The organism is Pedobacter sp. GR22-6 (assembly GCF_037402555.1).
Lineage (GTDB): Bacteria > Bacteroidota > Bacteroidia > Sphingobacteriales > Sphingobacteriaceae > Pedobacter.
Window position 1 is genome coordinate 629,510 of record NZ_JBBEUC010000003.1, and the last position, 19,664, is coordinate 649,173.

18 protein-coding genes are annotated in these 19,664 nt (G+C 42.6%); 6 read left to right on the forward strand and 12 right to left on the reverse strand.

The annotated features are described in order from the left end of the window. Window positions 1-42: 42 nt before the first annotated feature. The 5 genes from WAE59_RS16640 to WAE59_RS16660 form a co-directional block, all read right to left on the reverse strand. Entirely contained in the window at window positions 43-2,421 is a 2,379-nt protein-coding gene (locus WAE59_RS16640; protein ID WP_337857099.1) for a ribonucleoside-diphosphate reductase subunit alpha, read from the reverse strand. Window positions 2,422-2,528: 107 nt separating this feature from the next. Then, window positions 2,529-3,503, reverse strand: coding sequence for a ribonucleoside-diphosphate reductase small subunit (locus WAE59_RS16645; RefSeq protein WP_337857100.1), 975 nt, complete (start codon window positions 3,501-3,503; stop codon window positions 2,529-2,531). Between the two features lie 379 nt (window positions 3,504-3,882). Beyond that, on the reverse strand, window positions 3,883-4,347 hold the full coding sequence (locus WAE59_RS16650) for a septal ring lytic transglycosylase RlpA family protein (protein WP_337857101.1): 465 nt from the start codon (window positions 4,345-4,347) through the stop codon (window positions 3,883-3,885). A gap of 111 nt (window positions 4,348-4,458) precedes the next feature. Beyond that, window positions 4,459-4,944, reverse strand: a complete 486-nt coding sequence (locus WAE59_RS16655) for a methionine-R-sulfoxide reductase (RefSeq protein WP_337857102.1) — start codon at window positions 4,942-4,944, stop codon at window positions 4,459-4,461. 72 nt (window positions 4,945-5,016) lie between these two features. Next, the gene (locus WAE59_RS16660) at window positions 5,017-5,715 is read right to left on the reverse strand and encodes a L,D-transpeptidase family protein (RefSeq protein WP_337857103.1); all 699 of its coding nucleotides are present in this window, start codon (window positions 5,713-5,715) and stop codon (window positions 5,017-5,019) included. An 81-nt stretch (window positions 5,716-5,796) separates the two neighbouring features. Between WAE59_RS16660 and WAE59_RS16665 the strand changes: the two genes are divergently transcribed. Together WAE59_RS16665 and WAE59_RS16670 are read left to right on the forward strand one after the other, a co-directional pair. Next, on the forward strand, window positions 5,797-7,881 hold the full coding sequence (locus WAE59_RS16665) for a hypothetical protein (protein WP_337857104.1): 2,085 nt from the start codon (window positions 5,797-5,799) through the stop codon (window positions 7,879-7,881). Between the two features lie 5 nt (window positions 7,882-7,886). After that, the gene (locus WAE59_RS16670) at window positions 7,887-8,498 is read left to right on the forward strand and encodes a trimeric intracellular cation channel family protein (RefSeq protein WP_337857105.1); all 612 of its coding nucleotides are present in this window, start codon (window positions 7,887-7,889) and stop codon (window positions 8,496-8,498) included. Here the strand turns inward: WAE59_RS16670 and WAE59_RS16675 are convergent. From WAE59_RS16675 to carA, 5 genes are all read right to left on the reverse strand, one after another. Continuing rightward, window positions 8,495-8,794, reverse strand: coding sequence for an FtsB family cell division protein (locus WAE59_RS16675; RefSeq protein ID WP_337857106.1), 300 nt, complete (start codon window positions 8,792-8,794; stop codon window positions 8,495-8,497). The two genes, WAE59_RS16670 and WAE59_RS16675, sit on opposite strands and share 4 nt — an antisense overlap. Window positions 8,795-8,985: 191 nt before the next feature. Then, window positions 8,986-10,284, reverse strand: coding sequence for a phosphopyruvate hydratase (gene eno / locus WAE59_RS16680; protein WP_337857107.1), 1,299 nt, complete (start codon window positions 10,282-10,284; stop codon window positions 8,986-8,988). A 92-nt stretch (window positions 10,285-10,376) separates the two neighbouring features. Continuing rightward, window positions 10,377-11,471 carry an ABC transporter permease gene (locus WAE59_RS16685; protein WP_337857108.1) on the reverse strand — a complete coding sequence of 365 codons (1,095 nt, stop codon included), beginning with the start codon at window positions 11,469-11,471 and terminating at the stop codon, window positions 10,377-10,379. A 13-nt stretch (window positions 11,472-11,484) separates the two neighbouring features. Further along, on the reverse strand, window positions 11,485-12,252 hold the full coding sequence (locus WAE59_RS16690; protein ID WP_337857109.1) for an ABC transporter ATP-binding protein: 768 nt from the start codon (window positions 12,250-12,252) through the stop codon (window positions 11,485-11,487). Between the two features lie 96 nt (window positions 12,253-12,348). Then, window positions 12,349-13,461: a glutamine-hydrolyzing carbamoyl-phosphate synthase small subunit gene (gene carA, locus WAE59_RS16695; protein WP_337857110.1), complete on the reverse strand. Its 1,113-nt coding sequence runs from the start codon at window positions 13,459-13,461 to the stop codon at window positions 12,349-12,351. Between the two features lie 250 nt (window positions 13,462-13,711). On the opposite strand from carA, the gene panB reads away from it, so the two are divergent. Next, entirely contained in the window at window positions 13,712-14,527 is an 816-nt protein-coding gene (gene panB, locus WAE59_RS16700) for a 3-methyl-2-oxobutanoate hydroxymethyltransferase (protein WP_337857111.1), read from the forward strand. Then, window positions 14,528-15,214, forward strand: a complete 687-nt coding sequence (locus WAE59_RS16705; RefSeq protein WP_337857112.1) for an RluA family pseudouridine synthase — start codon at window positions 14,528-14,530, stop codon at window positions 15,212-15,214. Here the strand turns inward: WAE59_RS16705 and WAE59_RS16710 are convergent. Next, window positions 15,211-15,696 carry a hypothetical protein gene (locus WAE59_RS16710; RefSeq protein ID WP_337857113.1) on the reverse strand — a complete coding sequence of 162 codons (486 nt, stop codon included), beginning with the start codon at window positions 15,694-15,696 and terminating at the stop codon, window positions 15,211-15,213. The genes WAE59_RS16705 and WAE59_RS16710 overlap by 4 nt on opposite strands. A gap of 129 nt (window positions 15,697-15,825) precedes the next feature. Here WAE59_RS16710 and WAE59_RS16715 point away from each other — a divergent pair, with 129 nt between their 5' ends. Both WAE59_RS16715 and WAE59_RS16720 read left to right on the forward strand, forming a co-directional pair. Further along, complete coding sequence (locus WAE59_RS16715) at window positions 15,826-16,236, forward strand: Rrf2 family transcriptional regulator (RefSeq protein ID WP_337857114.1); 411 nt, start codon at window positions 15,826-15,828, stop codon at window positions 16,234-16,236. Between the two features lie 54 nt (window positions 16,237-16,290). Further along, window positions 16,291-16,941 carry an NAD(P)-dependent oxidoreductase gene (locus tag WAE59_RS16720; protein ID WP_337857115.1) on the forward strand — a complete coding sequence of 217 codons (651 nt, stop codon included), beginning with the start codon at window positions 16,291-16,293 and terminating at the stop codon, window positions 16,939-16,941. Between the two features lie 77 nt (window positions 16,942-17,018). Here WAE59_RS16720 and WAE59_RS16725 read toward each other — a convergent pair whose 3' ends face one another. Beyond that, a complete protein-coding gene (locus tag WAE59_RS16725; RefSeq protein WP_337857116.1) occupies window positions 17,019-19,469 on the reverse strand; it encodes a TonB-dependent receptor in 2,451 nt (816 codons plus the stop codon). Window positions 19,470-19,664: the final 195 nt, after the last annotated feature.

Genomic DNA, 19,664 nt, shown 5'->3' on the forward strand with positions numbered 1-19,664 from the left:
TTTTTAAGAACCGGCCCTTTTGTTATATCAGCTTTTTCTGAATTAGCCAGAGCAGCTGATGCAACCTTCTTCCATGCTGCAAACAGGACCTTCAACAATTTCCTCAGCACTTTGTGCAATGTGTTCAGGAATTACAGGTTCCATATTTTTACCAGCCTGATTCTCTACCGTAAACTTAACGGCTTGAGAAGCTGCTTGCGTACGCAGATAATACATACCTGTTTTCAGGCCTTTCTTCCATGCATAGAAGTGCATTGAAGTTAGTTTTGATGTGTTTGGAGCATTGATAAACAAGTTCAGGGATTGCGACTGACAGATGTAAGCACCTCTGTCTGCTGCCATGTCAATTATGCTACGCATTTTGATTTCCCAAACGGTTTTGTATAATTCTTTAATGTAGTCAGGGATTTCAGCAATGTCCTGGATAGAACCATTGGCCAGGATAATTCTGTCTTTCATTGCAGGAGTCCACAAGCCTAAAGCGACAAGGTCTTTCAGTAAATGTTTGTTAACCACAATAAACTCACCGCTCAGTACCCTTCTCGTGTAGATATTAGAAGTATAAGGCTCAAAGCATTCATTGTTACCCAAAATTTGTGAGGTCGAAGCAGTAGGCATCGGGGCAACCAGCAAGGAGTTATACACACCATCTTTCACTACTTTTTCACGTAAAGTTTCCCAATCCCATCTTCCGCTATCTGGTTGTACGTTCCAAAGATCAAACTGGAACTTGCCTTTTGATAAAGGAGAGCCTTCAAAAGTTTGATACGGACCATGTTTCACAGCAAGGTCATGGGAAGCAGTCATGGCTGCGAAGTAAATGGTTTCGAAGATCTCTTTGTTCAGAATCCTTGCACCTTCACTTTCGAAGGGTAAGCGCATTAGAATGAACGCATCAGCTAAACCTTGTACACCCAAACCAACTGGTCTGTGACGCATGTTGGAATTTTTTGCTTCTTCAACGGGATAATAATTGTAATCGATGATCTTGTTCAGGTTGACGGTTGCCTGATAAGTAACATCATATAATTTCTGATGATCGAACTCTCCGTTGATCACGTATCTTGGCAATGCCAATGACGCCAGGTTACATACTGCAACTTCGTCTTTAGACGTATATTCTATAATCTCTGTACAGAGGTTGGAACTTTTGATCGTACCCAGGTTTTGCTGGTTAGATTTGCTGTTGGCAGCATCTTTATACAATAAATAAGGCGTACCTGTCTCAATCTGTGAATCCAGGATGGCAAACCAAAGCTCTTGTGCTTTGATGGTTTTGCGCGCACGTCCTTCTTTCTCATAACGTTCATATAAGGCATCGAATTCTTCACCGAAGCAATCTGCCAGTCCAGGCGCTTCATGCGGACAGAACAAACTCCAGTCGCCGTTTTCTTCTACTCTTCTCATGAACAGGTCGCAAACCCAAAGTGCATAAAACAAATCACGGGCACGCAATTCTTCTTTACCATGGTTTTTACGTAAATCCAGGAAGCTCAATACATCTGCATGCCATGGTTCCAGGTAAATGGCAAAAGCACCTTTACGTTTACCTCCACCTTGATCTACATAACGCGCAGTATCATTAAATACTTTAAGCATAGGAACGATACCATTGCTCGTACCATTTGTACCACCGATGTAGGACCCTGTAGCACGTATGTTGTGAATGCTCAAACCAATACCGCCGGCACTTTGTGAGATTTTGGCTGTTTGTTTCAGTGTATCATAGATACCTTCGATGCTATCGTCCTGCATGGTAAGCAGGAAGCAGGATGACATTTGAGGTTTTGGAGTTGCAGCATTGAAAAGGGTAGGTGTCGCATGTGTGAACCAACGCTCACTCATCAGGTTGTAGGTTGCAATTGCACTATCGATATCTTCTTTATGGATACCCACCGCCACGCGCATAAATAAATGTTGCGGACGCTCTACGATTTGTCCGTCTAATTTTAGCAGATAAGATTTTTCCAGGGTTTTAAAACCGAAATAATCAAAGCCAAAATCTCTATCATAAATGATGGTGCTATCTAAAATGTCTGCATTTTTTTCTATAACATTCCATACATCATCAGCAATCAGCGAAGCTGGTTTGCCATTTTTAGGATCTACGTACAGGTATAGCATCTCCATCGTTTTGGAGAATGATTTTGTTGTGTTTTTATGTAAGTTGGAGACAGCTATCCGGGAAGCAAGCAATGCATAGTCAGGATGCTTGGTCGTCAGGGAGGCTGCCGTTTCAGCAGCAAGATTGTCCAGTTCAGAAGTGGTTACCCCATCATAGAGCCCTTCAATTACCTTTTTGGCAACATCTATAGGGTCTACCAATTCAGGGTTAAAACCATAACATAACTTCTCAATGCGGGCAGTTATCTTATCAAATCTCACCGCTTCTTTGCGGCCGTCTCTTTTTAGTACAAACATATTTTCTTAGGTATTTAAGGTGCATATTGAATTTGAGAGCGGCAAATTCAGCATCGGCACCGATGTTAATTATTATTTGTTTTCCTTATTGCTAACCCCAATAAGTATTAAAAGTCATCATCCAGTGAGAAAGCGGAAGCTTTGTCCTCCGTAGAAGTTAGTACACCGCTTTTCTGGTAATCGCCAACTCTTTTCTCAAAGAAGTTTGTTTTACCCTGTAGGGAAATCATCTCCATAAAGTCAAATGGATTTGTGGCATTGTATATTTTGGTGTAACCAAGTTCTTGTACCCATCTGTCAGCCACAAATTCAATGTATTGCGACATCAGTTTGGCATTCATACCAATCAGTGCTACTGGCAGCGCATCTGTAATGAATTCTTTTTCAATCTCTACAGCATCTTTAATAATACCATGGACCTGTTCCTGTGTCAGTTTGGTTTGCAACATGCTGTATAATAAGCAGGCAAACTCACAATGCATACCTTCATCACGTGAAATCAGCTCATTGCTAAATGTTAGTCCGGGCATCAATCCGCGTTTTTTCAACCAGAAGATCGAGCAGAAACTACCGCTGAAGAAGATACCTTCTACGGCAGCGAAGGCTACCAGACGTTCAGCAAAATTACCACCCTCAATCCAGCGCAAAGCCCATTCTGCTTTTTTCTTAACACAAGGTACGGTCTCTACAGCATGGAACAAGCGATCTTTTTCATCAGGGTCTTTGATATAGGTGTCGATCAGGAGAGCGTAAGTTTCAGAGTGGATATTTTCCATCATGATCTGAAAACCATAAAAGCACCTTGCTTCAGGCAACTGAACCTCACTCATGAAATTCACAGCAAGGTTTTCGTTTACAATACCGTCACTGGCAGCAAAAAAAGCAAGGATATGGGAAATGAAATGTCTTTCACCGTCATTCAGGTTGTCCCAGTGCTTTTGATCATCGGATAAATCAATTTCTTCAGCGGTCCAAAAGCTGGCCTCACTCTTCTTATACATCTCCCAAATCGCTGGATATTTAATCGGTAAAAGAACAAAGCGATCTTTGTTTTCCTTTAATAATAACTCTTCTTCTTGCATAAGCCTCTTTTTTGTATTTTGATAGGATAAACTAGAAGATTCTATTCTTAAATCATTACAGACACGGAAACCATACTTATTTACAAGATTAAAAAGACATGAAATCCTCCGGCAACCTTAAGTAATTAAATATTAAACCTTTAAATAAAGACCTGTGTGTGATTTATTAAAGAATCTTATGGAAACAAATATAAAGAGTGATGACTTTTTTAATGCACAAAGTTGTTAACACGATGTGGGATAAGCAGCTGAATCTGATCAGATTTTGGTCATAATCAGGGAGCAAAAAAGCTAATTATTTCTTTTTAAGCGCTTAGGGAAAATTTTTCAATGTTAATAATTTAAAAAAACTGACTTTAAAGATCCTAAAGTTAGGTCTTTATTCGGTTTCGGGCTGGTAGCTGATCTCTACTTTTGCCACACCTTTTCCGTAAATGCCAATTTCTTTTGCAGCAGCTTCAGAAAGGTCTATTTTATATTTTTTGGAATGCGGTCCGCGGTCATTCACTTCCACTTCCACAGATCTTCCGTTCTCTGGATTCGTAACGGTCACTATGGTACCGAATGGAAGACTCAAATGAGCTGCAGTCATTTTAGCACGACGGTAGCGAACGCCGCTGGTGGTCTTACGACCTTCAAATCGCCGGGCATAATAAGTAGCGTAAACTGATTTGGATATGACCTCCGACGCATCGTCATCGTCGTCTGAGGTTTTTAATAGGGTAGGTGTAGCGGATTTTTTAACATTGCTGGCGATAGTGCCGGCTCCCTGATCTCCTGTCGATTCCTGTGCAAAACCCATGAATGACAGTAGCATACCACATAACAATAAACAATACTTCATATATTTACTTTAGTTGGTGAATGCTGCAAACATAAGTAAACAAATCTCGTATCCACAAAAAATGCCCGGCATTTATCACCAGGCATCAGTTGATTGTTGTAAAATGACAAATTATTTCTTGTCGGGTACGAAGCTCATGGAAATTGAGTTCACACAGTTCCTCGTATTCTTCGCTGTAAAGCCTTCACCAATAAATACGTGTCCCAAATGTGCCTTGCAATTGTGGCAAACGATCTCTGTACGCTGACCATCTGCATCTGGAATACGGTCTACTGCACCTTTGATCTCGTCATCAAAACTTGGCCAACCACAGTGCGATTCAAATTTCGATTCTGAGCTGTATAAAGGGGCATTGCAGCGCCTGCAGATATAAGTTCCTTTTTCTTTATTGTTCAGCAGTTTCCCTGTACCAGGATATTCAGTTCCCTTACGTACGATTACATCTTCTTCTTCTTTGGTTAACTTATTCCATTCCATATTCTTTGTGTTTTTTTTAGGGTCTTCTTTTTCTTTCTTTGGTTGCTGTGCACAGGCCACAAAGCCAGTCATCATTAATAAGCCCGCAAGGATCAGTGTTTTGTTCTTCAATCGCTTCATCTCTTTCTGATTTTATACAATATACGCATTATCGAGTGCTATAGTTTAATCAGCAGGTAATCTTAATGTCATTCATGGAGCTTGTTTAGTTTTCTCGAAAGCATCATATTTCAGTTTTAGGGAGGCCCAAAAAGCTTTGTGTTGTGGGAATTTCAACAGCTGCGTCCTCATATTTTCAGCATTCATCTTGAAGGGGAAAATCTGTACTGGGATTTCTGCCTGGCCATGTTCCCGTGCTTCTACTGCCAATACATACAACTCCCTGATTTTATCATCTGTGATCGGAATGCAGCCTACTGTTACACAGTCACCGTGGATGTAGATCTCACTACCAGGTTTTTCCTTGCCACTACGGAGCAGGTCTTCCGCATTTGGGTAGTTGATCCCGAGTGAGAGCTGAAACTTGCTTTCCGGATTGAAAGCTACAATGTGATAAGTGCCTTCCGGTGTCTGCAAATCGCCTTCTTTAACTTTAGGTCCCAGTATCCCGGAATGCCGGCAAAAAGTGTATATCTTGAAAAGGTTGTAATTTTTTTGCTGCTGTCCTTTTGTCCATACTTCCAGCCTTCCTTCCTGTTTATAGGCTGCCAGATAGAGTTGGAAATCACTGCCTGTACCTTCGGTCTTCAACTCGTTCTTCAAGTCTGCCCACTTTTCTTTATAAGCTAGTTTTACACGCTCAAATGTAAGTTGCTTGGCTTTAAAGCCGATTTGCGCGCTACCAGGTAACGCTATTGAAAGTAATGCCATACCTAAAAATAAGCCCTTCATATCCGGCGTCAATTTGTTAAACAAACTTAAGGAAAATGCCTAGCAATTATTTTAAAATTTAGCATCTTTACCCAAATGCGTATGAGCGACTCCTTCAATTTGTTTACCCTGATTGTTTTACTTGGCTGCCTGCTTTTAGGAGTGGGCTTGGCTTGGTTGCTTTATCAAAGGGGGCAGCACCTCGAACCACGTCTCCGCTATGGTCTCGCCATCGTCAGGGCAACCGTGATCAGCCTCATGGCAATGTTGTTGTTCTTCCCCCTGGTTCGGAATGTCTCTTATAACCTGGAAAAGCCGATCATAGTCATTGGACAGGATAACTCTCTTTCTGTGGGCAACATCATGCCGGAAGGTTTCAATCCGAAGCAATATGAAAAAGACCTGAAGCAACTGGCTGAACGCCTGTCTGCTAAATATGAGGTGAAGACCTATCACTTCAGCGATAGCGTAGGAACAGGGTTCGATTTCAATAACCAGGGTAAGCTAAGTAATGGTGTCCGGTTCATCAATCAGCTCAATGATGAGATGCTCAACCGAAATGTAGGTGCCGTAATCTTGGCTTCTGATGGTATTTTCAACCGTGGAGGAAGTCCCGTTTACGAACTGAACAAGTTGAAAGCACCGGTTTATACCATTGCACTTGGCGATACACTGCCAAAGAAAGACCTCATGATTGCTAACATAAACCATAACAGCCTGGTTTATCTGGACAATGACTTTACCATCGAAGTACAGCTTCAGGCCTTTGAAGCAAAAGGGACTGAAAGTACCTTGTCGGTAATCCAGGATGGAAAAATCCTGCACTCAGAGAAGGTTAGCCTGGTTTCGGATGCCTTTGCAAAAAGTTTTCCTATAAAATTGAAAGCCAATAAATTGGGTTTGCAGAAATACACCGTGCAGTTGAGCACGATTCCCAATGAAATTTCAGAAAAGAATAACGTACAGCAGCTTTTTATTGATGTAATTGACGCGAGGCAGAAGGTATTGATTGCCGCTGCCGGACCACACCCCGATATTACCGCATTGAGGCAGGCACTGCAACTGAACCCCCACTATGATGCTAAAGTCCTTTTGGGAGATGAACTCAATGTTGTTAATCCCAATGACTATGGCCTCGTGGTCCTCTATCAATTGCCCGCGGCACAAAATGATGCCCAGGTCTTTTTGAATAAGCTCAAGCAGTCCATCGTACCCGTATGGTATATTCTCGGCGCGCAGAGCAGCCTAAGCAGCTTTAACCAACAACAGAATGAAGTAAACTATTCCGGTGGTAGTCAAACCTTGCAGGAGGCCTTCGCAGAGGTCGATCCCAACTTTACAGCTTTTCATCTGGATCCCGGTGCGGCAAACGTGATGAGTAGTTTCGATCCCTTGGAATCTCCTTTCGGACGCATCGAAGTACGAGCTGATGCCATGGTGGTGCTTCGCCAGCGCATTGGAAAGCTGAAGACCAATTCGCCCCAGCTATTTTTCCTGAATAGCAACGGAAGAAAGAGCGGCTACCTGATCGGAGAAGGGATATGGCGCTGGAAACTTTCGGAAGCCCAGTCTGAACAAAATACGGAGGTCTTCAATACACTGGTTACAAGTAGCGTGCAATACCTCTCAGTAAAGGACGATAAGCGCAAGTTTAAAGTGTATACTGCAAAGACCACTTTTGATGAAAATGAGAATGTAATGATCAATGCAATCCTGTATAATGATAGCTATGTTGCAGTCAATACTGCAGATGTGAGCCTGCAGATCAGGAATGCCGCAGGTAAAAGTTACAATTACCTATTTTCGAAAACAGATTCAGGTTATCAATTAGACGCCGGGGCTTTGCCTGCAGGGCAATACCGTTATATCGCCAACACAACATTGGGTAGTAAAAAATATACTGCCCAAGGTATATTTTATGTGAATGCACTCATTGCAGAGTACCAGCAGACCACTGCGAATCACCAGCTGCTTCATCAGCTTTCTGTCAGCACCAACGGAAAGTCCTATCTGCCCGCGTCACTATTGAAGATCGCTGCTGATATCGAAAATAGTGAGGAAATCAAAACCTTGAGTTATGAAGACCGTAAATATGAAGAGCTGATCAACTTCAAGTGGTTGTTTGCTTTGTTTATGGCTTTGCTGAGCGTAGAATGGTTTCTTAGAAAAAGAAACGGCGAAATCTAGGTACTATGCAGATCAGCACATTAGAAGCCATCGAGGTATTGGGAACCATCGCTTTTGCGATATCAGGTTCTTTTGCCGCTATGCAAAAGCGTCTGGATCCTTTCGGTGTGCTCATCATTGCATTTGTAACCTCCATCGGTGGAGGTACTGTGCGCGACCTTTTATTGGGGGATACACCCGTTTCCTGGATGCGAGATGTGAATTATTGCCTGCTGATCCTGCTCACTTCTGTTGCCACCATTTTTTTTAAGACCTATATCAAGAGGTTCAAGGTTACACTGTTCCTGTTTGACTCGCTCGGTCTGGGTTTATTTACCATGCTAGGTATTCAAAAAGGTATTCTTTTTGGTCTGAGTCCAGGTATCTGCGTAGCGCTGGGTACCATTACCGGCTGTTTTGGAGGCATAATCCGTGATACACTGCTCAATACCATTCCTCTGATCTTTAAAAGGGAGATCTACGCTACTGCCTGTATCATGGGTGGAATCCTGTATTATGCACTGTTGTTTTTCAACCTGAAAGATGATTTGGCACAGGTACTGGTGATGGCTTTTATCTTTGTGCTTAGGATTGTGGTAGTGAGGTATAAACTCACATTGCCCCGTTTTGGATTCTAATCCTTTGGTGTCTCTTCGATGATCACGAAAACATCTTCGTTATCTTTTTTCATGAAGTATTTTTCACGTGCAAATTTTTCTGCAGTGCGCAGATCGGTATTTAGCTCATTCAGATCTTTTTTTACATTGGCAATTTCCCGGGTGTAAAAGTCTTTCTCTTCCTGCAGTTTATTCACTTCTGAGCGATATTCGTATTGTGCGATCACGTCATTCTTATCAAAGAACAGCATCCATACCACAAAAGCGGCAACGCAGAGAAAGTATTTATTCCGGACAAGTTCTAGTAAACGGTTCATATCGTTATGATCTATCATTGAAGCAATCTTGAATCAGATTAATTTCAACGCTGGTAAATGTAAAAAAAACATCCGAAGATCTTAAATCTCCGGATGTTTTAAAAATAAGATTTTCAACTTATCAACATCCCGAACTTGCTTTACCGCATAGCTTTTCGCTACACTCCAGATCGGTGTTTAATAAGTATAAATTATTTTTTTATTGCGTATTTGAAATCTTTACCGATAAAGCGTGCGGCTTCACCTAACTCTTCCTCAATACGTAACAATTGGTTGTATTTTGCAATCCTGTCAGAACGTGAAGCAGAACCAGTCTTGATCTGTCCACAGTTCAGAGCTACAGCAAGATCAGCAATGGTTACATCTTCAGTTTCACCTGAGCGGTGAGACATCACTGATGTATATCCATTGGTTTGTGCCAGAGTAACCGCATTGATGGTTTCAGTTAATGAACCGATCTGGTTTACTTTTACCAGGATAGAGTTTGCAGTATTGGTATCGATACCAGTTTGAAGCCTTTTAACATTGGTAACGAACAAATCGTCACCTACCAACTGAACTTTATCACCTACACGGTCAGTTAGAATTTTCCAGCCTTCCCAGTCATCTTCACCCATACCATCCTCAATAGAAATAATCGGATATTTCTCAGTTAATGAAGCCAGGTATTCAGCTTGTTCCGCACTTGTACGAATCGCACCTTTTTCACCTTCAAATTTAGTATAGTCGTATTTTCCATCTTTATAGAACTCAGAAGCAGCACAATCGAAAGCCAGGCAGATTTGCTCTCCAGGAGTATAACCCGCTTTTTCGATTGCTTTCAGGATGGTTTCCACAGCATCTTCAGTGCCCTCAAAAGTCGGTGCAAAACCACCTTCATCTCCTACTGCAGTAGATAGACCCCTGTCGTGCAGGATCGCTTTCAGGTTGTGGAATACTTCAGTACCCCAGCGTAAAGCTTCGGAGAATGAAGATGCACCTACTGGCATGATCATGAATTCCTGGAATGCGATAGGAGCATCGGAGTGAGAACCACCGTTGACGATGTTCATCATTGGGATAGGCAAAGTGTTGGCATTCACACCACCGATATAGCGGTACAAAGGCTGACGGCTTTCCTGTGCAGCAGCTTTAGCCACGGCCAGGGAAACACCTAGGATCGCATTTGCGCCCAGTTTACCTTTATTTTCTGTTCCGTCCAATTTAATCATCAGGCTGTCGATTGCATTTTGTTCAAATACATCAATACCTTTTAATTCATCAGCGATTTTCTCATTTACATTGGCTACAGCTTTCAATACGCCTTTACCCAGGTAAACTTTTTTATCACCATCTCTTAACTCCACAGCCTCGTGCACACCAGTAGAAGCACCTGAAGGTACAGCAGCACGACCAAGAATTCCATTTTCTGTAATTACATCTACTTCGATAGTAGGGTTGCCGCGGGAGTCAAGGATCTGCCTTGCACGAACATCAATTATTAAACTCATTTTTGTTGGTTTTTATTAGTAAATCAGCCTTAGTGTATAAATTACAATTACTAAGGCAATATCCAAAGTTATAATAAATTTTAAACAACCAACTATTCCCATTTAAAAACTTTAACAGCAACAGCATAGACACCGATTCCCCAGATCACGATGATCAGGATTTGTTGTTTTACATCCCATAAACCTGCACCTTCAAAAGCCACTTTTCTCATGGCATCGTTCAGGTAGGTGAGTGGCAATGCGCGGCTGATTGGTTGCAACCATGTTGGGAAGGCATTGATGGAAAAGAAGGTACCCGAAAGCAAAAACTGTGGCAGGGTGATGATATTTGAAATAGGAGGTATAGTGCTTTCGCTTTTAGCTATCCCCGAAACAATGAAGCCAAAGCCCATGAAGACAATTAGGCCCAGAATTGACAGTAAAAGCATGTTCAGTACCGTAATTGCACCATGTATAAGTGTGAAATGAAAGAAAAAGTGACCTACAAGTATGATAAAGAGTGCACCTAGCAGGGCAAACCCTATCCGGGCAATGCCCTCTCCGAATACAATGCTCGAGCGACGCACGGGAGTAGCAAAAAAACGTTTGATCACCAGGTTCTGACGCAGGCTGAAAAATACAAAAGCTGTTCCAAATACCCCTGTACTCAGGAGTGAGAAGCCCAGCTGACCAGGCAGGATAAAATCAATAGTACGGTATTCTCTTCCTTTAATGGTGCTTTCCTGTAAACGGGCAATCGCGGGAGCAGCATCTGCGCTGTTCAATTGATAGAGCAGGTTGTTCAATACCGATTTGAAGATATTGCCTTTATCCATAGAAGCTGAAGTGTATTGCACATTGGCCAGATAAGCTGGCCTGCCGCTTTCGTTGCGCTGCACGTCGATCATTGCATCTATATTGCCCTTTTCCAATTCTTTTTTTAGTTCTTCTGCCTCTTTGTTCATCAATAAATGAACCACGGAATTTTTCTGAAGTGCCTGGATTATCGGGTTTTGCAGGTCAGATCCTGGAGATACTGCGACTTCCACTTTTACGCCCCCGCCGCCCAGAAAGCCAAAGACCAAAATAAATATCAGTGGAAAGGCCAGGGTAAAGACAACCGCTGAAGGGCTGCGCATGATAGACCGGAAGCTAGCTTTGGCCAGGGCCAGCGTTGCTTTGGTATGACTATATGATGTATTGTTCATGATCCTAATTTATTTATCCTTCACGCCATTCTTTGCCAGTCAGGTTGATGAAGACATCTTCCAGGTTAGCTTTCTTCACTTCTTTCTTCCTTTCAAACCCGCTGCTGACCAACTGATCGATCAGGTTGTCTGGGCTGTCGAGGGCAATGATCTGTCCACGTTCTACAAAAGCCACTCGGTCACAGAGCTGTTCCGCCTCGTCCATATAGTGCGTGGTGATGACTACTGTCGTCCCGTTGTTGCGGATATCGATGATCAGGTCCCAGAGGTTACGCCGGGCCTGGGGATCCAGGCCTGTGGTCGGTTCATCCAGAAAAATGATCTTTGGTGAATTGATGAGTGTCGTTGCAATGGAGAAACGCTGTTTTTGTCCACCGGAAAGTGCCTTATATTTCGCCTTTGCTTTGTCTTGAAGATTCACTTTTTCCAGCATCTCCATGGGCTTGATGTCTACACCATAAAGACCGGAGAACAGTTCCATAAGTTCTACTAGGTTAAGATTAGGATAGTAGCCCGCTGCCTGCAGCTGAACGCCGATGATCCTTTTGATCTTACTGGCTTCAGTATCCACAGAGAAGCCATCTACAAAAATATCACCGGAAGTCTTTTCCCGAAGCGTTTCAATGATTTCAAGTGTAGTGGTCTTTCCCGCCCCGTTGGGACCCAGTAAACCGAAGATTTCATTTTCATAAACTTCAAAACTGATGCCTTGAACGGCTTTAAAGTCTTCGTAATTTTTGACCAGATTTTTTACGCTGATGATAGCGTTAGTTTTATCCATACTGTAAATGTAAGAAGGTTTAGCCGAACAGAAAATGCTACAGGGCTAAACCTTCTAAAATGTCGGTAATATGATAGTAATGAGCTGTTAACCGGTTTACCAGGCTAGCTCGCCTTTGATCATGGTGATGAAATCATCAAACAGGTAACGTGAATCATGAGGACCAGGAGAAGATTCCGGGTGGTATTGTACCGAAAATGCCTTCTTGCCTTTCACACGGATACCCTCGATCGACTGGTCGTTCAGGTTGATGTGTGTGATTTCTACTTTATCAGAATTCCTAACTTCGTCAGGAATTACGCCAAAACCGTGGTTTTGAGATGTTACCTCACAGTGATTTTTGATGATGTTTTTTACCGGGTGATTCAAACCCCTGTGACCGTTGAACATCTTCATTGTGCCGATGCCATTGGCTTCAGCCAGCAATTGATGTCCCAAACAGATACCGAACAGTGGTTTATCAGCGGCCAATACCTCTTTAACTGTCTCGATGGCATAAGGCATAGCAGAAGGATCGCCAGGGCCGTTGGAGATGAAATATCCGTCAGCGCCCCATTTGTCCATTTCTTCGAAAGTAGTTTTGGCCGGAAACACCTGCACATAGATATCCCTGTCATCAAAGTTGCGCAGGATATTTTTCTTGATACCCAGATCAAGGGCAGCAATTTTATAAGTAGCATCCGGAGAGCCATAGAAATAAGGTTCTTTGGTAGATACCTGTGAAGAAAGTTCCAGTCCGTCCATAGAAGGAACTTCGGCCAGTTTCTTTTTTAGTTCTTCCAAGTCGGTGATTTCCGAAGAAATGATGGCATTCATTGCACCTTTATGCCTGATGTGACGTACCAGGGCACGGGTATCAATGTCCGAAATCCCTACAATATTTTCATTCTGGAAATAATCCTGAATAGATTCAGAAGCCTCTTTACGGCTAAAGCCAATGTTGTAGTTTTTACAAACCAGTCCAGCAATCTTAATGCTGCCCGATTCTATTTCTTCCTTGTGGATGCCATAATTTCCAATATGGGCATTGGTAGTTACCATGATCTGTCCGAAATAAGAAGGATCAGTAAAGATCTCCTGATAACCCGTCATACCTGTATTGAAGCAGATCTCTCCGGTTGTAGTACCTATTTTTCCGGCTGCTTTACCATAATATACGGTGCCATCAGCCAGTAACAAGATTGCAGGTAACTTGATGTAATTAGTCATGTAAGTGAATATGAGAAATTATTGTTGTGAAAAACGGAAAAAATGAGGCTTTAGATACAGCTGTGATGCTGTTTTCGCAATTAACAAATGTGCTGTTAAGTAACTCCTTCATTTCGGAGTACAAAGGTACGTCTTTGCAGCTTTGCTATCAAGAGATTTTTTGAAATAAGCTGTAATGTCACAAAAACAATTAAACTCGCTTTATTTCGATTGTAAAAACTAATTTTGCCTCAACAAAACGATAATAACCATGTCTGTAAATAAAGAAGTTAAACGCATCACTACACATATACTTCAGGAAATGAAGCACCGCGGGGAAAAGATCGCGATGCTTACTGCTTATGATTATTCCATGGCAACGATTCTTGATGATGCAGGTCTGGACGTTTTACTGGTGGGCGATTCGGCTTCTAATGTCATGGCCGGACACGAAACTACTTTACCAATTACACTGGACCAAATGATCTACCATGCGCAAAGTGTGGTTCGTGGTGCCAAGCGTGCTTTTGTGGTTGTCGACCTTCCTTTTGGCAGTTACCAGGGCAATTCTAAGGAAGCCCTCAACTCCGCCATTCGCATTATGAAAGAATCAGGAGCGCATGGGGTGAAACTGGAAGGAGGAACCGAGATTGCAGAATCGGTATCGCGTATCATTACTGCAGGGATTCCTGTGATGGGACATCTGGGACTTACCCCACAATCCATCTATAAGTTCGGGACTTATACAGTGAGGGCCAAAGATGAAGCGGAAGCTGATAAATTAAAAACTGATGCCCGGGCTTTACAGGAAGCCGGTTGCTTTGGTGTAGTACTGGAAAAAATCCCGGCAAAACTGGCAAAAGAAGTATCAGAGAGCCTGCACATCCCTACCATCGGTATCGGTGCTGGTCCAGACTGCGACGGACAGGTATTGGTTGTAAATGATATGATCGGACTGACCAAAGGTTTCAAACCGCGCTTCTTACGTCAGTACTTAGATTTATATGAAGGTATCCTGGGTGCTGCTCAGTCTTATATTAAAGACGTTAAATCAAAAGATTTCCCTAACGAAAAGGAGCAGTACTAAATGCCGGTAACAGATAAGGACATTCTCTATGAAGACAACCACCTGATCGCGGTGAAAAAACGCGCGGGTGATATCGTGCAGATCGATGAGACAGGAGATGAACCCCTGGACGAACAAGTCAAGAAGTACCTTGCAGCCAAATACAATAAACCGAACAGTGCCTTTCTAGGCGTGGTTCACCGGCTCGACAGGCCTGTCAGTGGCGTAATCCTCTTCGCTAAAACGAGTAAAGCCTTAGAAAGGATGAATGCCGTGTTCAAGAATCGGGAAGTTAAGAAAACATACTGGGCAGTTGTGCGCAAAAAGCCAGCTAAGGCAGCTGGAACACTCATCCACTGGCTCATCAAAAATCCCCAGAAAAATGTAGTGACACCGTACAATACGGAGGTTCCGGGCAGTCAGCGTTGTGAACTCAGCTACAGGCTGATCGGTGAGTTGAATGGCTATTATCTGATCGAGGTAGATCCCCTAACCGGGCGCTCCCACCAGATCAGGGTACAACTTTCTACTATGGGCTGTCCCATTGTGGGCGACAATAAATATGGTTATCCGCGGGGAAGCCGTAAGGGCAGCATTTGCCTACATGCCCGTCGTTTGCAATTTATTCATCCCGTAAAGAAAGAACCAGTGAATATCTTTGCCAAATTACCGGTAGACGGCTTTTGGGAGAACTTCGAAAACTTCTAGTTACAAGGCACTTTGGAAAGCACGATGGCATCGAACTTGAGTTTCGACCTGTCTTCGAAAGTCATTTTTCCACCTTTTTCTGTGGACTTACCATAGCCTTCATAAAGTTGACCGCCCTTTTTAAGAAATACCACATCTCTTACTGAACGTGTACCTTCCGAATCGAAAAGATATTCTGCAATCAATGTATCGCCCTTCATTTCACCCGCAAGTGTACCTTTATTTTTATCCTTTTCAAACCAGTTGTAATTCAGGTCGCCAGTCACCTCTTCTCCTGCGACTTTTAATTTTAAGACTACGCTGTCCTTGTTATTGACGTATTGATAACAGTCAGTGCTGTTTGCAGCAGGAGGGTTAGTCGCCGTAAATGTGGTGTCTTCTGCAATCAGTTCAGTACTGTCACCTTTGTTGCTATCGGTGTTTTCACTGCTGCAGGCAGTTAATCCAGCAGCCATGGCAAATAATAAAAAGACTCTTTTCATAATGTATTTATATTAGTTGATCATTGCTTCACTGCAATAGTCCTGCCAAATGCCAATAAGTTTTCATCCTGTTTTTTGGAATCTTCGATAATGGCATTACATTTGTACTGTAACAATTAAAATTACAGAATGAACAATTCCAGGTTTGCCATATCCTTACACATTCTTGTTTTGCTGGAAAAGGCAAATGAAGAGTTGATTTCCTCGGATTACCTGGCTGGAAGTATCAATATTAATCCAGTGTTAGTGAGAAAAGAGCTAATCAATTTGAGAAAACATGGCTTCGTAGGTACGAAAGAGGGCAAGAACGGAGGCAGTTACCTGGCAAAACCTGCGGACAGGATTAGCCTGGCTGATGTTTATCTCGCAGTTAGACAGGAGACGCTCCTTGGGATCGCAAAAAATACACCCAATCCAAATTGCCCGGTCGGTAGGGAGATCAACACCCATTTAAACGAACTGTATGAAAGTACAGAACAAGTACTGGTCAGGAGCCTATCGGGCAAGAGCCTGGCCACATTCAGCAGAGAATTCGACTGAATTTTTTTAAATTAAACTGTAACAAATTAAATTACAATATAAAAGTAAGAACATATGAAAACTACATTAATCGGAGCAAGCGGATTTGTAGGAACCGCTATTTTAAATGAATTACTGAGTCGGGGACATGAGGTGACTGCAATTGTGCGTGACGCCAGTAAAATCAGCGTAGAAAGTAAATTGTTAACTGTGAAAGCTGTTGATGTACTGAATACCGTAGCCCTGGCCTCGGCAATAAGTGGAACAGATGCAGTGATCAGCGCTTACAATGCCGGATGGACAAACCCAAATCTGTATGATGATTTTCTGGCAGGGTCGGAGGCAATTCAAAAAGCAGTAAAGGAATCTGGAGTTGCCCGGCTGATCGTGATCGGTGGTGCAGGAAGTTTATACATCAATGGTCAGCAATTGGTAGACGGACCTGAATTCCCTGCGGATTACAAGGCCGGCGCTACTGCAGCGAGAGATTATCTGAATCTTTTGAAAGAAGAGCAAGACCTCAACTGGACTTTCTTTAGTCCGGCGATCGAAATGCATCCCGGGATTACTGCCGGACGTACTGGTCAGTATCGCTTGGGTACGGAAAGCCCGGTATTTAATGAAGAGGGCAGGAGCATACTTTCTGTAGAAGATCTGGCAATGGTGATTGCTGATGAGGTGGAAAGCAATAAGCACCCTAAACAAAGATTCACTGCGGCCTACTAGTAGTTGATATATTTAATGCGAAAGCGGCCAGTTGATTAACCGGCCGCTCTGCATAGAAAAGAATAAAGAATAAAAGCTTACTTGAATCTGTAAGTCAGAGACAATCTAGCGTTTCTAGGCACTTCGTAGATGTATGTGTAGTAAGAAGTATTTGTGTCGGTAGCAGCCGCACCTAAATTAGTAAAGGACCCTTGAGTAAGTAATCTACGGTCAAGTAAGTTGTTTACAAGTAGGGATAGTGAGATTTTTCCTTTTTCATAAGACGCTCCTGCATCAAAGCGATAATAAGCTGGTAATTTCAAAGGTACAGCGATTGAACCTGAATTTCTGCCAATCTGAACCTGATATCCTCCGCTCAGACCAAAGCCGTTAAATATAGAGCCTGGTCTCTTATGGCGATAAGATAACCAGCCATTGGTGATGTGTTTAACAGAACCTGCAACGGATCTTCCAATTAATACTGGATTTGTATCCTCTGTTACTTTAGTGTCGGTAAATGCGTAGTTTAAATTGGCATTTAACCCACTTAAGATTTCTCCAGTAACATCTATTTCAACGCCTTGGAACTGTTGCTCACCTGTCTGAATACGAATATTCGCTGGGTAAAGGGTTCCCACTGGCTGGTCTGGAATCTGCGTACCTGCACGTGGATCTCCACTCAAAACATTGGTCTTAGTGATTTTGTAAACAGCTGCCGTTGTGTTCCATTTGCCATCAAACCATTCTTTCTTCAGACCTAGTTCGATGTTGTTTCCTCTTACAGGTTTGAAAGCGTTGCCTTCGTAATCCTGTCCGCTTTGAGGAAGAAAACTTTGATCATACAACGAGTAAGCCGAGAAGTTACTTGTAATGGAATAACTTAAACCTACCCTTGGACTTAAGGCATTATCAGATACCTGGAATGCTTTTGACCTACCTACTGTTACTGCGTGTGTGTAACGTCCAGCAAGTGTCAAACGTAGTTTTTCTTCCAGCATTCTGATCTCATCCTGAACATACACACCAGTGTAAGTAAGGTTTGTAAGGTATGTGATATTTGCAGGAATTGCTGACCGAATCTGGATGCTTTTAGAACGATCGAAAACAGGAATATTTGCTAAAGCACCGTATGTTGGGTTGTAAATGTTAAAAGCAGCGTTACCTATAAGTTGAAGATCGGGGACTTGCACACTCGCAAAATCACCCCATGTTTTTAGATTCCCAAAATCAATTCCTGTCATTAATCGGTGTGTCACAGCTCCCGTGTGTACATCACCCATAATGCTCAATTGGGCATTTTTATTAATTGCCAACTCTTCACTGATGTTCAGTGCACGTCTCATGTCGCCATTTTTCGCTATTTGAGAAGGCCAGGGTGTACCACCTTCCAAGCCGTATTTTACATAAGCAACCTGACCGTTAATTTTCCAGTTGTTATCCAATCTGTGGTTGAAATATAGGGTCGCGTTATGATCATACATTTTTGCGGGATCAAGGGTTGGATCACCTATAAACAAACTAGGATGAGTGTCCCCTAATCCTTTTGGAGAAAAACCATAGGTACCTAACGCCTGTGCTTCTACGTGCTGAGTAGTATATTCAGCAGTAATTAAGGTATTAGAATCAATTTGGTAGCTGATTACTGGTGCAACAATGTATTTGTCGGTATAATTGTATTTGTTGTAGCTTCCTTTGGTTTGGGCAGCTACATTCAAGCGGAACAACAAGCGTCCGTCCTGAGATAACTTGCCATCCAAATCAACAGCTGCCCGAGCTAGTCCAAAACCACCACCACTTAATGTAGCAGAGCTTTTATTTTCACCCGTAGGTTTTTTAGTCACGATGTTATAGATCCCACCTGGTTCACCGTTGGCCATCATAAAGCCAGAAGGGCCTTTGATAAATTCAACGCGGTCAATTGTCGCAGCATCTTCAGTAAGTGGTCCCCATGGCATTTTCATATTCATTCCATTACGAAACGCAGGAATTGTAGTTCCACGGGTAGAGATGTTCGCATATTGAGCATCCCAGTGACCTGTACGTGTAGTTCCTGATACGTTACGCGTTATACCGTCTACTATATCGAATACTTGTTGGTCTGCCATTAATGCACTACTTACCACACGGATATTCTGTGGGACTTCGATCAGTGGCGACTGCAGGCGTAGGGAAGGGGATACCTTATCTACTTTGTATTTTTTCTTGTTTGCAGAGATGAGTACGTTATCTAGCTGCGACAGATTCTCATTCAATGAGAAATCAGCAACCACAATACCTTTGCCATTAGTGGTGATTTGTTTTTCTTTTGGATAAAGTCCTACTGCCGATACTACGATAGTATAATTGCCGGCAGGAACTTTACGAATTTGGTACTCACCTTCTTCGTCAGATACTGCCTCTAAACTAGTGCCCTTCAACTGAACTGAGACGAAACTAGCTACGCTGCCATCAGAGGTTGTGATCCTACCTCTCACATTCCCAGTTTGTTGGGCATAGAGATTGGTGGTCAAGAAGAGCGCAAATAAAATGTAGAGTATTCGTTTTTGCATATGCTTATTAAGATTTGATTAAAATAACGGCGCAAAATAAAGGAATAACTCTCAATAATCCTAGGTTATTTATAATTGATTTAAATAAAATACAGTTTTTCGACTGAACAGGTGTTCGGCTGAATAAGGGCAAAAAAGGACCTGCGACGCATCTGCTTCGGGTTTTGGTACCTTTTACCCGAAGCAGACCCAGCG